The organism is Marinifilum sp. N1E240 (genome assembly GCF_009295825.1).
Taxonomy (GTDB): Bacteria; Bacteroidota; Bacteroidia; order Bacteroidales; family Marinifilaceae; genus Marinifilum_A; species Marinifilum_A sediminis.
Genome location: NZ_WHKF01000004.1, coordinates 377,444 through 392,952 on the forward strand (window position 1 = coordinate 377,444; position 15,509 = coordinate 392,952).

13 protein-coding genes are annotated in these 15,509 nt (G+C 34.4%); all 13 read left to right on the forward strand.

Annotated features, from left to right (window positions below; genetic code table 11):
- Nucleotides 1-73: 73 nt before the first annotated feature.
- The 13 genes from GCQ56_RS13040 to GCQ56_RS13090 all read left to right on the forward strand — a co-directional run bounded on the left by GCQ56_RS13040 (nt 74) and on the right by GCQ56_RS13090 (nt 15,431).
- Complete coding sequence (locus tag GCQ56_RS13040) at nt 74-895, forward strand: mechanosensitive ion channel family protein (protein WP_152734915.1); 822 nt, start codon at nt 74-76, stop codon at nt 893-895.
- Between the two features lie 123 nt (nt 896-1,018).
- On the forward strand, nt 1,019-3,214 hold the full coding sequence (locus GCQ56_RS13045) for a DUF748 domain-containing protein (RefSeq protein WP_152734916.1): 2,196 nt from the start codon (nt 1,019-1,021) through the stop codon (nt 3,212-3,214).
- Between the two features lie 98 nt (nt 3,215-3,312).
- Nucleotides 3,313-3,666, forward strand: a complete 354-nt coding sequence (locus tag GCQ56_RS13050) for a PadR family transcriptional regulator (protein ID WP_152734917.1) — start codon at nt 3,313-3,315, stop codon at nt 3,664-3,666.
- Nucleotides 3,667-3,697: 31 nt separating this feature from the next.
- Nucleotides 3,698-5,194, forward strand: a complete 1,497-nt coding sequence (gene glpK / locus GCQ56_RS13055) for a glycerol kinase GlpK (RefSeq protein ID WP_152734918.1) — start codon at nt 3,698-3,700, stop codon at nt 5,192-5,194.
- Nucleotides 5,195-5,493: 299 nt separating this feature from the next.
- Nucleotides 5,494-5,640, forward strand: a complete 147-nt coding sequence (locus tag GCQ56_RS20295; RefSeq protein ID WP_193323782.1) for a hypothetical protein — start codon at nt 5,494-5,496, stop codon at nt 5,638-5,640.
- 62 nt (nt 5,641-5,702) lie between these two features.
- A complete protein-coding gene (glpT, locus tag GCQ56_RS13060) occupies nt 5,703-7,040 on the forward strand; it encodes a glycerol-3-phosphate transporter (RefSeq protein ID WP_152734919.1) in 1,338 nt (445 codons plus the stop codon).
- Nucleotides 7,041-7,093: 53 nt separating this feature from the next.
- Nucleotides 7,094-8,404, forward strand: a complete 1,311-nt coding sequence (locus tag GCQ56_RS13065; protein WP_152734920.1) for a glycerophosphodiester phosphodiesterase family protein — start codon at nt 7,094-7,096, stop codon at nt 8,402-8,404.
- A gap of 36 nt (nt 8,405-8,440) precedes the next feature.
- Nucleotides 8,441-9,781 carry an OprO/OprP family phosphate-selective porin gene (locus tag GCQ56_RS13070; protein WP_152734921.1) on the forward strand — a complete coding sequence of 447 codons (1,341 nt, stop codon included), beginning with the start codon at nt 8,441-8,443 and terminating at the stop codon, nt 9,779-9,781.
- A gap of 397 nt (nt 9,782-10,178) precedes the next feature.
- Nucleotides 10,179-10,322 (forward strand): hypothetical protein, encoded by a 144-nt coding sequence (locus GCQ56_RS20300; protein ID WP_193323783.1) that lies wholly within the window; start codon nt 10,179-10,181, stop codon nt 10,320-10,322.
- Between the two features lie 39 nt (nt 10,323-10,361).
- Nucleotides 10,362-11,909, forward strand: a complete 1,548-nt coding sequence (locus tag GCQ56_RS13075) for a glycerol-3-phosphate dehydrogenase/oxidase (protein WP_152734922.1) — start codon at nt 10,362-10,364, stop codon at nt 11,907-11,909.
- Between the two features lie 361 nt (nt 11,910-12,270).
- Nucleotides 12,271-13,770: a glycerol kinase GlpK gene (gene glpK / locus GCQ56_RS13080; RefSeq protein ID WP_152734923.1), complete on the forward strand. Its 1,500-nt coding sequence runs from the start codon at nt 12,271-12,273 to the stop codon at nt 13,768-13,770.
- A gap of 115 nt (nt 13,771-13,885) precedes the next feature.
- Nucleotides 13,886-14,620 (forward strand): MIP/aquaporin family protein, encoded by a 735-nt coding sequence (locus GCQ56_RS13085; RefSeq protein WP_152734924.1) that lies wholly within the window; start codon nt 13,886-13,888, stop codon nt 14,618-14,620.
- Nucleotides 14,621-14,708: 88 nt separating this feature from the next.
- On the forward strand, nt 14,709-15,431 hold the full coding sequence (locus tag GCQ56_RS13090; protein ID WP_152734925.1) for a hypothetical protein: 723 nt from the start codon (nt 14,709-14,711) through the stop codon (nt 15,429-15,431).
- Nucleotides 15,432-15,509: the final 78 nt, after the last annotated feature.

Sequence of the window (15,509 nt, forward strand, 5' to 3'; positions counted from 1 at the left end):
ATTTTTATTATGCTACTCATTAATTATTCGTTTGTAAATTGGAATCAAATAGAAAACCAAAAATTGTAGAAAAATGGATATGGATGTAATTATTGGTAAGTCGGATCAGCTATGGACTATGGCTATGGCTTACGCACCAAAATTGTTGTTGGCTATTATTACTTTAATAATCGGTTTGTGGATTATCAAGATGATTACTAAAGGCATTGGGAAATTGATGGATAAGAAAGAGATGGATGCTACATTAAAACCATTCATTGTAAGTTTACTATCCATGTTGTTAAAAATAATGCTGGTGATTTCTGTCATTGGAATGATTGGTGTTCAGATGACTTCCTTCATTGCAATATTAGGTGCCGCTGGTTTGGCAGTAGGTATGGCACTTTCTGGAACTCTACAAAACTTCGCTGGTGGGGTTATGATCCTAATTTTTAAACCTTTTAAAGTGGGTGATTTACTAGAAGCTCAAGGTTATCTTGGAGTTGTTAAGGAAATTCAATTGTTCAACACTATCATGCTTTCACTTGATAATAAGACTATTATTATTCCTAATGGAGGTTTATCTACTGGTTCCATGATTAATTACTCTACTCAACCAACAAGAAGAGTTGATATGAGCTTTGGTATTGGATATACTGATGATATTGATAAAGCAAAAGGTATTTTAGAAGGTTTGCTGGCTAATCATCCTAAGGTATTGAAAGAGCCGGCAAGTTTTATTGCGGTTTCAGAATTGGCTGATAGTTCGGTTAATTTTACCGTTAGAGCTTGGGTGAATGCAGCAGATTATTGGGATGTATTTTTCTATATGCAAGAAACGGTTAAGAAAGAGTTCGATAAGAATAATATTGGAATTCCTTTCCCACAAAGAGACGTTCACATATACAATCATTAATAGTTTAGGGTTAAACAAGGAGGAGGCGAGAGTCTCCTTTTTTTTGCTTTAATTCTTAACAAAAAAAACAATTTTAATATCATTATTATTTTTAGATTTGTTTTGTCAATATAAAATAAAACTATGAAGCGTTTGTCAAAGAAGAAGATCATTCTTCTATCAATTTTTACAATTCTTTTTTTCTTTCTGTTTTTTCTCTCATCAATAGTAAAATCCTATGTTGTAAATAACTTTGTAGAATTAACTGGTAGAAAGTTAGAAATATCAGAACTGCATTTTAATTATATTAAAGTATCCGTTCGTATTAAAGGATTGAAGCTTTTAGAACAAGATGCATCGAATGAGTTTGTTTCGTTCAATGAGTTGTATGTTAATGTTTCTCCCTGGAAATTGATATCTGGAGAATATGCGGTATCTCAAATTTATCTTGATGGATTAAATGTATCGGTAATTCAGGATAGTGTTGGTTTTAATTTTGATGATTTAATAACTTCAGATGAAACTACAATAGTAGACAGCACGACGATTGATGAAGAAAAATCTGATTTGAAATTTGCAATTCATGATATCAAGTTTTCAAATGGATACATTGTTTATAAGGATATAGAAAAGAGAAATAAACTGGATTTGAATAATATAAATTTGGAATTGCCTTTGATTGCCTGGAACAATAAAAAATCTGAAATGGGCGTCAATTTTTCTTTGGGCAAAGAAGGTAATGTTTCTATAATTGCAGATGTTGATCATTCTACAGAAAGATACGTGATCGATTTAGGAGTAAGTTCTCTCGATATCAGTCCTTTTGTAGCTTATTTAAAGGATTATATGCATGTTTCAGAAATGTATGGTAAATTGAATACTCAGATTAAAATTGATGGTAGTATGGTTGATTTTATGGATGTTTATTTAAAAGGTAAGGTTAAAATGAACGATTTTGTTTTAAAGGATACCGAAGGGAATAAATTTTTAGGTAGCCAATCAACTATAGTTGGTTTAGATTCAATGCACGTGGGTTCTTCCTATTACGAAATTGGAAAGATTGTTCTTACTAAACCTGAAATATATGCAGCTCTTTTTAAAGAGAAAAGCAATTTTGAATCGATATTTGCTCCGGTTATGGAAGTGGATTCTGTAAATATTGCAATAGATACATTAGAAAAAAAAGAAGAGAGTGAATTATTCTATTCTATTGATAGCTTGGTTGTTGATAAAGGTTTTGTTGAGTTTGCCGATCATACTCTGAATCGAAAATTTATTTATGATATTAATGATATCAAATTGAATATTGGAAGAATAACCGATAAGGCTAACGAAATTCCATTGAACTATTCCATTGATTTAAATGGAGGGGGACATTCAGAAGGAAATGTAACGTTTAGTCTTAAAGATGTTCATAATTTTAAATTTGATGGAACATTAGATAGACTTGATTTGACGAGCTTTTCACCTTATACTGAATTCTATATTGCCAGACCGATAAAACAAGGAGAATTCAATTATGATTGGAGTATTGTAATGAAGCCAAAAAAGTTAATCAATACAAATAAAATTAACATTTCGGAATTTGATTTTGGAGATAAAACTAACGATCCAAATACGATAAAGGCCCCGGTTCGTTTGGCTTTGTACCTGTTAAAAGATAAGAATGATCAGATTAATTTTGACTTGCCTGTTTCTGGAAACCCAAATTCTCCTGATTTTAAGCTGGGTAAAATTATTTGGAAAACATTAATGAATTTTCTTGTGAAAACAGCTGTAAAACCTTTCGGTATATTAGGAAATTTGGCTGGAACCAACCCAGAAAGCATCGAGAAAATGCCATTTGAAATTGCTCAGGATAAGTTAAATGATAATGAAAAACTAACGCTACATAAGATTGCTACGATCCTTACTAAAAAGCCTGAATTGAAATTTACATTCACGCAAGAGACCAATATAGATGATGAAAAGAAAATGATAGCATTGGGAGAATGCGTATCTAAATATTTTGAAAGTCGAGCTTTGCCAAAAAGATATTTAGTTGGTAATGAGCTGCTAAGTTGGACAAATTCGTCAATTGAATTTCAAAATTTTATTACAAAGGACAGCACGGATCTTGACTTATCTGTTGAAGAGAAATGCATTCGCTTTATCGGAAATGAAAAATTAATCGGCTATACAGATTCCATATTGCTAAATAGAAATAATGAGGTAAGAATTTATTTGAAAGATAGTTTGAATGTTTCAAATCAAAATTTCGAAGTAAGAACTGCTGATTTGAGAAATCTCTCGGAACAACAAAGAAAACCAAAGTACAGAGTTGAAGTATCTTTGAAGTAATCTAAAAAAAAGAATAATAGCTGAGAAAGATCATTTAATTTATAGCTTTTACAAAGTATCTTGTAAAACTATGTGTTTTTTTATATGTTTGTTAAACCATGAATCAAGAAATAAACGAATATTTTATAACCAAATGGAAATCCCAGTTTAAGAAGGGACTTTTGGAATATATTATCTTGTTATTGTTAAGATCTAAACCGTGTTACGGTTATGAATTAATTAGCGAGATGAATCAATTTACATCCCTCGAAATTGCTGAAGGAACCATTTATCCTCTTTTAAATAGATTGAAAAAGGAGAAACTGGTAACTTCGGAATGGGCAGAAATGGATACTGGTATTCCAAGAAAATACTATAAACTTACTGATGAGGGGATTTCGCATCTTGCAGTGATGCGAGAATATGTTGATTCTTTAAATCTATCTATTAAGAGAATAGAAGAAAGTGTTTAAGAATTTTGAAAAATCTAATAATTACCAGGGAATGAAAGATTATATTTTATCCTTAGATCAGGGAACTTCAATTTCAAAGGCAATTTTATTTAATAAAAAAGGTGAAATAGTTGCCCAAGTTCAAAAGGAGTATGAACAGTATTATCCTAAGCCTGGTTGGATCGAGCAGGATGCTAAGGAAATATGGTATTCACAAGCTTCAGTTGCTGAAGAGGTGCTTGCCAAAGCGGGTTTAACTGGTAAGGATATTGCAGGATTGGGAATCACAAATCAACGTGAAACTACAATTATCTGGGATAGGGAAACAGGTGAACCAATTAATAATGCGATTGTTTGGCAGGACAGAAGAACTTCTCATATTTGTGACGATTTAAAAGAGAAGGGGTTCTCTAAAAAAATAAAAGAAAAAACTGGTTTAATTTTAGATGCTTTTTTCTCAGCAACTAAAATAAAATGGCTTCTTGATAATATTGAAGGAGTCAGAGAGAAAGCTGAACAAGGCAAATTGGCTTTTGGAACCGTTGATAGCTGGTTAATTTGGAAACTTACCAAAGGTGAAGTTCATGTTACAGATGTTTCCAATGCCAGTAGAACCATGCTCTATAATATTCATGATCTTTGTTGGGATGAAGAATTGTTAGAGTTAATGGACATTCCTAAATCCATTCTTCCAAAAGTTTGTTCTTCTAGTGAAATTTATGGATACACTAAAAGATCTATGTTTAGTGAAGAGATTCCGATTTCTGGAATTTGTGGCGATCAGCAAGCAGCACTATTTGGTCAGGCTTGTTTTGAAAAAGGTATGGTTAAAAATACCTACAATACTGGTTGCTTTATGTTGATGAATACGGGGACCGAACCAGTTGAGTCGAAAAATGATTTGATAACAACAATAGCATGGGGAATTGGAGATAAGGTTACCTACGCTTTAGAAGGAAGTGTATTTATTGGAGGTGCTGTTGTTCAGTGGTTGCGCGATAGTTTAAATCTGATTCATTCAATTGAAGAAATTGAATCGCTTGCTTTAACCGAAAAGGATAATGGAGGTGTGTATATCGTTCCTTCATTTACAGGCTTGGGAGCACCTTATTGGGATCAGTATGCCAGAGGAACCTTTTGGGGCTTAAATATGGGAACAAGTGCAGGTCATATTGCACGTGCCTCATTGGAATGTATTGCTCATCGTTCTTCAGATGTACTAAAAACAATGGAGGCTGATTCTGGTATTAAAGTAGAACAATTAAGAGGTGGAGGATTAATGGCCAATGATACTTTATTGCAGTATCAAGCTGATTTTCTGAATTTGCCTATTGTTAGACCTGAAATTAAGGAAATTACTGCTGTTGGAGCAGCTTATTTAGCCGGATTAGGTGTTGGTTTTTGGAATAGTGTTGAGGAGATTCAAGATCATTGGAAACTTGATAAGGAGTACGATGTTAAAATGGATAAGGAAATTGTTAAGCATCATAAGAAATATTGGGAAAAGGCTGTAAGTCGATCACAAAATTGGATAGATGCTGACGATTAAAAAAGTATATTTTTAGTATTTAAAAGGTTATTTCACAATTGGAATAACCTTTTTTTTATTTGTAAATCACTGATAATGGATTTGTTAATGTATTTTTTTAGAATAGTTATAAATAGTATCTTTTTTTACTATGCACATTGTATTGCTAAGTATTTTATTTAGATTTGCCATTGTTCTTAAGGATTAAGATAATCTATAGATGGTTAACTTATCTCTTAAGCATTATTAGAGATTTTTTTTACAATACATACATAGTTAAACAATGTGTTGTGCAATAAGATTTACATTCCAATACTACTATGAAAGATGTCAAACTTGATGAACAGCTAGAGGATCGTTTATACTTTTTTTTCTCGAAAATTCTTGATTTACAAAAGCAAGTAAAATTAAAAGAAAAGAATGTTGAGTATAGCAGTATTTGGGAGTTTTGGGATGGAGAATTATAAGTAGCTTCTATCGGATAGATTGAGAATGATCAAAATTACAATAACCATTAATTTTTATTAATATGATCGGATTTTTAAAGCCAGCTCCTCATAAGGAGTTGATGCCTGAGGATAATGTTGACTCTGCATACAAACGATTGCGATGGCAAGTGTTTGTTGGTATATTCTTAGGGTATGCAGGTTATTACCTTGTACGAAAGGTTTTCTCATTGGCAATGCCTGATTTAGTGAATTTAGGATATTCAAAAACTCAATTGGGATTTGCTTTATCGGGAGTTTCCATTGCATATGGATTAAGTAAGTTCATTATGGGGAATGTCTCAGATAGGAGTAATGCACGTAGGTTTCTAACTCTTGGATTAGTTCTTTCTGCAATTACTATGATAGTTATGGGAGTTTTGCCTGTGGCTACATCTTCAATTGCGATAATGTTTGTTCTATTATTGATGAATGGATGGTTTCAAGGAATGGGATGGCCTCCTTGTGGACGTGTAATGGTTCATTGGTTTTCTATTCGAGAAAGAGGAACTAAAATGTCAATTTGGAATGTTGCTCACAATGTAGGTGGAGGTATTATTGGTCCTTTAGCTATTTTGGGCGTTGCCATTTTTGTTGATTGGCAAGCAAAACTATACTTTCCTGGTATAGTTGCTTTAGTAGTTGCCTTTATAGCATGGCTTTTAATACGTGATACACCACAATCTTGCGGTTTACCAAATATCGAAAAATATAAGGATGATTATCCTGAATCTTATTCGGAGAAGTTTGAGAAGGAAATGACTGCAAAACAAATATTTCTTGAATATATTCTTAAGAACAGACTTTTATGGATGATTGCAATAGCGAATGCTTTCGTTTATTTAGTGCGTTACGGTGTGCTAGATTGGGCTCCTCTATATTTAGAAGAGGCTAAAGGTTTTTCAATTGAAGAGACAGGATGGGCATATTTCGCATATGAGTGGGCAGGAATACCAGGAACATTACTTTGTGGATATTTAAGTGATACTGTTTTTAAAGGAAAACGTGCTCCTGTAAGTATCATTTATATGGTTTTTGTAACTATTTCAGTATTCATGTACTGGATAAGTGATTCTATTGTTGCGAATTCTATTGCATTGGTTTGTATAGGTTTCTTGATCTATGGACCTGTAATGTTAATAGGTGTACATGCTCTTGATTTGGTTCCAAAAAAAGCAGCTGGAACTGCTGCCGGACTAACAGGCTTATTTGGCTATATGGGAGGAGCGTTGTTTGCAAATATAGCTATGGGTGCTGTTGTGGATAAATGGAGTTGGTCAGGTGGTTTCGTTGTTCTTTTAGCGGCTTGTGTAATGTCAATACTCTTTATTGCTATTTCATGGGTACAAGAGTTGAGAGGCCATAATGGAATTCATCATTAGTATAAAAATTAACTACTTATTGAAAATATAATTTAACCTAGAAAAACAGTAATATGAAAAAAATTAATCTAAAAAACCTATTATTTGGTGCAGTAGCTTTGTGCAGTGTAGGCTTGGTTGGGTGTGAAGATGATACTCCTGATTACAATGAATTTAATTACTACAAAACATATCCTTTGAAAGAACTTAGTGCTGAAGCTAAAGCGGTAAGAGATTATGTGAAAAGTGATATTGTTATTGCGCATAGAGGTTCAACATTTTGGGCTCCTGAAGAAACCGAAGCAGCTTTCCGTTGGGCAAGAAATATGGGGGCTGATTACCTTGAGATTGATTTGCAAAGAACTAAAGATGGTGTATTATTAGCACTGCATGATAATAACTTGAGAAGAACATCTAATATTGAGAGTATATTCCCAGGAAAAGAGGATTATCCTGTTAGTTATTTTACTTTAGCTGAATTGAGAAAGCTTGATGCTGGTGCTTGGTTTAATGTTGATGTGCCAGAGAACGCAAGAGAGTCATTTGTTGGTGAGAAAATTTCTACTCTTGAAGAGGTGCTGAAAATTGCTGAAGGATATAGAATTCTTAGAGATGTAAATGGAGAGCCAGTTAAAGATATGACAAAACTTACCGAAGCAGGTGAGTGGGCTGGATATTATGAATTTGAAGTTGATCCTCAGGACAATGGAAATCGTCCGGGTGTATACGCCGAGACCAAAGAACCATATTTATTTTCTGGAATGGAAGCTGATTTGGCAACTTTCTTAACTACTGAAGGATGGAATGTAACTTCTTCTCCAAAAGTTATTCCTACAATTGCAGGTAAAGTTGATGTAGCGAATACAAATGGTCGTTTTATTTTGCAATCATTTTCTAGACAATCAATTGTTAACCTTGAAAAGGAATTGCCAGGTGTGCCTAAGTGTATGTTGTTATGGGAAGATGAAAGTGCATCTTATGTAAGACCTTCTAATACAATTGAGTCTTTAGCTGAGTTTATCAATTTCTCTGTAGAATATAACTGTCATATTGCAGGTCCTTCTATCGAAGGTAAACCAAATGGTTACCCAGATCTTACTGAGCCTTGGATGTGTGAAATGTACCACAGAGCAGGAATGCTTGTACATGCTTATTCATTTGATACTGAAGATCAGTTAAGAAAGTATAATGGAGATTACTTTTATGGTGGTGTATCTCGTTTCGATGATCCTAATAGAACTGTACAAGGAAACTTTAATTATGATGTAAATCCAAATATGTTTATCGATGGTGGATTTACTAATCTTACAGACCTTTCTATGAATTACCAGAAGCGTGAAGTAGTTGGAACTGCTCAAGAAGTGTTGGACGCTTTAGGTTATTAATCAATTTCTATTTACAAATTATTAAGCAAAAGTAATATGTTTAAAAAATTATATATAGCTGCCTTATTAACGGGAGTGCTAGCTTCAGGCGCAAATGCTCAGGAAAATGAAATATCAGTTGAAAACCCAAATGGAGGAATTAAATTGACTTCTGCTGATAAAGAATATCAAGTAAGTATAAATGGTAGAATTTATATGGATGGTGTTCACTATTTTGATGATGTAACTGATTTGAGTTCGGATGTATCTGTTAGTGATATTCGCTTTGGAACAAGTGTGAGATGGGGAAAATGGAGTGCTAAGGTAAACGTTGGCTTTGGTAATGATGAGGTGAAAATTAAAGATGCATTCTTAAGATATCACCATAAAAAGAATAGCACTTTTACTGTTGGTAATTTCTTTGAGCCATTTGGAATTGAGGCGGCAGAGTCAAGTAAAAACTTAAGATTTATTGGTTCTTCTAACACAACTCAATCAATGGGTATTGGTCGTGGAGTTGGTTTGGGATATACGTACTACACTCAAAAATTCTATGGTTCAACTGGTATTTTTGCAGGAACAGTTGATAATAATAGTAAAGGTGATCAAGGATTTTCTACTACTTCGAAAGTCGCATATACTCCGATTCAAAACGAAGATTTTGTATTCCAAGTTGGAGGATCGTTTACTTACAGAAAGCCAGAAGCTAATGGTTTTAACGAAAGCTTCAACGATGATGATTACAATCGTGTAGTTGAATTCGCAGCGGGTCCTGAGCACAAATTCTTAAATGCTACCATGAATGGTGCGCAGTCTGATATGAGGTTTAATTTCCAAACATTAGCATTAAAGGGTTCATTTATGTTGCAAGCAGAGTATACTCAAGCTAAAGTAACTCGTGATGATGATTATGTGTCAAAATTAATGAAAGATGGTCCATTGTATTACGTTACTTATGCATGGCCTGTAGCTCCTAAAGATTATCCTGATTGGTATGGTGAGCTTCGTGATATAGAAACAAAAGCTTACTATGTACAAGCTGGATTTTTATTAGGCGATGATTATAAATATAACTCATCAACTGCATATATTAAGAGACCTAAAGCTGGTTCTTTCGAATTTCTTGTACGTTACGATCATACAGATTTAAATGATGTTGATGGAACTTATTTTAATGGTAGCTATGGTCCTGCAGATTTAAATGCTGCGTTGGGTGGCGCTGGTAATATGAGTGTTCAGGGGGGAAAAGCTGATACCTATAGCTTAGCTGTAAATTACTATTTAAGCTCTAATGTAATGTTTCGTCTGAATTATGACTATATGGATGTTGATAATCAAAAATATCCTTTAGATAAGAATATCGGAGTATTAAAAGGACGAATTCAAGTTAACTTTTAGTACCTTAATAAATAATGATATAATTGACTGGCTCGCCTAATTGGTGAGTCAGTTTTTTTATAATATTGCATCAAGAAGTTCAGTAGATATAAAATTGAATGATTTTAATTTACTCGATTATTATAAATTAAAATAGGAATTGCTTTAGCTGTAAGTCAGTAAATATTGGGAATCTGGAGTTTATGGAGTTTTTAGACTAAATTAAAACAATACTTTTCTTTGCCTAGCACCTTGCATTACTAAGTAATTTATTTAGCTTTGTATTGTTCGAGTTTATAATTAGAAATTGATTTATTCAAACTAGCTTATAAAACGATTGGAAGAAAGCTTCCATTTTTTTTGATAGAACTACATAGTAATACAAAGTGCTGTGTATTCACATTTATTTTTTACTGCTATGGAAGACATGAAATTTGATATGCAAATGGAAAATCGCCTTTATTCTTTTTTCTTAGACCTTTTGGCCGGACAAAATGATAAGCTTGTTCAAGATGATGAACAAAATGGAAGTATCTGGAAATACTGGGAAGAGGAATTATAAGCGATAATACAAACGTGGTTTATTACAAAGAGAAATAAGATGTATAGAGAGGTTGAAAGTGTAAAACAGAAATGGGATGTGATCATTGTTGGTGGTGGAGCGTCAGGCTTAGGAGCAGCTATTGAGTCGGTAACTCGTGGATACAAAACACTACTTCTGGAGCAGGATGATTTTGCTAAAGGAACTTCGAGTAGAAGTACCAAGCTTGTTCATGGTGGCGTTCGTTATCTTGCTCAGGGAAATATATCATTGGTTTTGGAAGCTTTAAGAGAAAGAGGTTTGTTAAAGCAAAATGCACCTCACTTGGTAAAAGATCAATCATTTATTATTCCTAATTATACATGGTGGGGAACACCTTACTATACTTTAGGTTTAACAATGTACGACCTAATGGCTGGGAAATTAGGTTACGGGCGATCATTGCCTTTCTCTAAAAAAAGAACGCTAAAGCATATTCCTACACTAAAAAGCGAAAATCTTTGTGGTGGAGTTGTTTATCACGATGGACAATTTGATGACTCCAGATTGGCAATTAATATGTGTCAAACTTTTGTAGAAAATGGTGGAGTTGCTATCAACTACATGAAGGTTGAAGGATTTGAAAAGAAGAATGGAAAAATTTCAGCAGTGAAAGCTACTGATTTGGAGAGTGGAACAAAATATACGATAGAAGGTAAAGTAGTTTTGAATGCAACGGGAGTTTTTGTTGATAAAGTTATCAAAATGGACGAACCTAAAGCAAAAGATATCGTAAAGGTCAGTCAAGGTGTACATTTGGTTTTAGATAAGGAATTTGTGCCGGGAGATTATGCAGTGATGATTCCTAAAACCAGTGACGGTCGTGTTCTTTTTGCTGTGCCATGGCATAACAAAGTTGTTGTAGGAACCACCGATGTACACAAAGATTGTGCAGAACTAGAACCTAGAGCGTTGGAAGAGGAAGTTGATTTTATTTTAGAGACTGCGGGTAGATTCTTATCAAAACCTCCTAAAAGATCAGATGTAAGAAGCGTATTTGCTGGTTTAAGACCATTGGCAGCACCTAGTGGCGATGGTAAAAAAACGAAGGAAATATCTCGAGGACACAAAATTGTTGTTTCCGAATCGGGAATGGTAACCTTAACAGGTGGTAAATGGACTACTTACCGACAAATGGCTGAAGATGTAATGAACACTGTTGCCAAAACAGCAGGATTACAAGAGAAAAAGTCAAAAACAAGAAATCTAAAAATTCATGGATATAAGCTAAATCCAGATTTAAATAATCCAATGTATTTCTATGGCTCCGATGAAGAGAAGATTTTAGATTTAGCTAAAAAAGAAGATGGTTTGGATGAGTATTTAAGCTCAAAGCTAAAAGTGTTGAATGCACAGGTAGTTTGGGGGGCTAGGTATGAAATGGCCAGAACCATTGAAGATATATTATCGAGAAGAACACGTTCATTACTTCTTGATGCAAAAGAAAGTATAAGAATGGCTCCTAAGGTAGCAGAATTAATGGCTAAGGAATTAGGATACGATAAACAATGGGAAGAGAACCAAGTAAAAGATTACAAAAACTTGGCATCTCGATACATTTTGATATAAGAGATTATTTGTAGGACGAATTGAGTAAAGCATTTATTAAAGGTAGTTCTTAGTCTGTTATTTATAACTACTGATTTTATTAATTGTTACAATATTATTAATCAATTTGTTAGTTTTGGCACGAAATTACTTTGCACAATCGTCCTACACTTTACTCTGGAAGGTTTGGTTATCACATGGATTACCACCTTCAAATTAACTAATCAAAAAATTCCATTTTGGAATTGGTGAAATTTAATCTTTCGGGATTAAAAAAATTTATCTCGCTTTTGCAATCGTTTACAATTGGAAAATTTTAAGCAAAAGTGAATTCAGAAGGAGAGTATTTTAATTAACACAATAACCCAAATTAATTAGAAGTATGGAAGACAAGTTTATTTTAGCTTTAGACCAGGGAACTACAAGTTCCAGAGCAATCGTTTTCAATAAGAAGGGCGAGATGATAAGCACGGCACAGAAAGAATTTACACAAATTTTTCCTCAGCCGGGTTGGGTAGAACATGATGCAAACGAAATTTGGTTTACGCAAGCTGGAGTTGCTGCAGAAGCAATTACACATGCAGGAGCTAATGGAAAGAGTATTGCGGGGATTGGTATCACTAATCAGAGAGAGACAACTGTTGTATGGGATCGTGAAACTAGTGAGCCAATTTATAATGCAATCGTTTGGCAAGATCGTCGTACCTCAAAATATTGTGATGAACTGAGAGCTCAAGGACATGCTGATATGATTCAGGATAAAACAGGTTTAATTATCGACTCGTATTTCTCTGGAACAAAAGTGAAGTGGATTCTTGACAATGTTGAAGGAGCTCGTGAAAAAGCTGAGGCAGGAAAATTAGCATTTGGTACTATCGATAGCTGGTTAATCTGGAAATTAACTCAAGGAAAGGTGCATGTAACTGATGTTACAAATGCAAGTAGAACTTTACTTTATAACATCAAAACCTTAGAGTGGGATACAGAAATGTTAGAATTACTTGACATTCCAAAAAGTATGCTACCAGAGGTTAAATCTTCTTCAGAAGTATACGGACATACCGTAACTACTTTATTCGCACACGAGGTACCTATCGCAGGTATTGCAGGTGATCAGCAGGCAGCAACTTTCGGTCAAATGTGTATTAAGCCAGGATCGGTTAAGAATACTTATGGTACAGGATGTTTCATGCTTTGTAATACAGGTAATAAGCCAGTAAAGTCGAACAACAATTTGTTAACAACTATTGGTTGGCAAATTAATGGCGAAACTACTTACTGTCTTGAAGGTAGTATTTTCATGGGAGGAGCTATTGTACAATGGTTACGTGATGGTTTAGGAATTATTAAATCGTCTCCTGAGGTTGAAGAACTGGCCGGTTCGGTTGAAGATAACGGAGGTGTATTCTTGGTTCCTGCACTTACAGGTTTAGGAGCTCCGCATTGGGATCAGTACGCTAGAGGTACAATTGTAGGGTTGACAAGAGGTGCAACTTCAGCACATATCGCAAGAGCTGCATTGGAAGGTATTGCATTCCAAACTATGGATGTATTGAAAGCAATGGAAGCAGACGCAGGAATTAAGATCAACGAACTTCGTGTTGATGGTGGAGCTGCAATTAACAACCTATTAATGCAATTCCAATCGGATGTATTGGATGCTCCGGTTTACAGACCAAAAACTCTTGAAACAACAGCATTGGGTGCTGCATATTTAGCAGGTTTGGCAGTTGGATATTGGGATAGTATCGATGACATTAAGAGTCAATGGGCAATGGATCGTAAGTTTGAGCCAGCAATGCCTAAAGAAAAATCTGAGAAATTGATTAATGGTTGGAACAAAGCCCTTGGTCGTTCAAAGGATTGGGATACTGAAGCTTAATTTTCAACATCTAATATATTTTTAAACCAATGCCGGAATATGGAGAAGAAGGAATGGATGAAGACAGAATTCCGGCATTCTTTTATTAACAATTACTAAATAAAACCATATTATCATGAGTGAATTTGTTGCAGAATTTATAGGAACCATGTTACTGATATTATTAGGTAACGGAGTAGTTGCAAATGTTGTATTGAATAAAACAAAAGGAAACAATAGCGGTTGGATTGTAATCACAATGGGATGGGGATTAGCCGTATTTACAGGTGTTGCAGTTGCAGGTCCTGTTTCAGGAGCTCACATTAACCCTGCCGTAACTATCGGATTGGCATTAGCAGGAATGTTTGCCTGGTCAAAAGTAGGTCTTTTTATTGCAGCTCAAATGTTAGGAGCAGCTATGGGTGCATTCCTTGTTTGGTTAATGTATCGCGATCATTTTAATTCTACTGAAGATGGTGGAGCTAAATTGGCTTGTTTCTCAACAGGTCCTGCTATCAGAAACATTGGAAGTAACGCAATTAGTGAAGTCATTGGTGCTTTTGTATTGATGTTCGTTATCTTTTACTTGGCAGGTCCTTCTCTTGAAGCTGCTGGAATGGAAGGTGCTAAGATTGGATTAGGAACTTTAGGTGCTTTACCTGTTGCTTTATTAGTTGTAGCTATTGGTCTTTCGTTAGGCGGAACTACCGGATATGCAATTAACCCCGCAAGAGACTTGGGGCCTCGTATCATGCATGCTATTTTACCTATGCAAAATAAAGGTACAAGCGACTGGGCGTATTCATTGGTGCCTATCGTTGCCCCAATTGTAGGAACTGCCATTGCAGCATTCTTATTTATGTATCTATAAACTTATTGAACCACTACATTTTAAACATACTGTAGAGATTTAGTCAATTAAATCTTCTGGATCTCTACAGCCCAAAAATTTGAATCTAATGAAAAAATCAGTCCTAAAAATATCGTTATTATTTACATTGATAATCATATTTGCATCAAATATGAATGTAAATGCACAAGGAAAAGTAACAGTTAGTCCGTCGGTAACTACTCGTCATTATTGGAGAGGTATTATGGTAAGTAATACAGCTAATTTTGAAATGGATTTGGCTTACACTAATAATAATTTCACATTCGGAGCTTGGGGTGGATATGCATTTGACAATACCTACTCAGAGTTCGATTTCCATGTTGGATATAAATTTAGTGATCATTTTAATGTTGCAGTTTGGGATTTATTCGCGAATCGCGATAGAGCTTCTATTGACGATTACAACTATCTTGATTTAGACAGAAGTACAACAAATCACCTGATTGATGCGAGTTTAAACTTCTACGTTAATGAGAAATTTCCATTAAGTGTTTGCGTAAGTACTATGCTTTACGGACGGGATTTAGATGAGAATGGAGATCAAAACTATTCAACTTACGTGGAATTTGGATATCCTGTGAAAATAGGAGGTGAAACTGTTTCTCTATTTGCAGGTTTGAATGCTTTCGAGGATCAAGTGTATGGAGAGAGCTTTGGTTTTGTAAATATTGGAGCTACTGCAACAAGAGAAATTAAGATTAATGATAATTTTTCTTTAAATGCATGGGCTAAGATTGGTATTAACCCACAGGCAGAAACTGCTAACCTGATTTTGGGTATTGGTTTCTAAATTTTGCATAAAACATCAAATTTATACTGAACATCAAGTTCAATTATTAGGGATTAAAACAAAACTCGCTTTCCAACT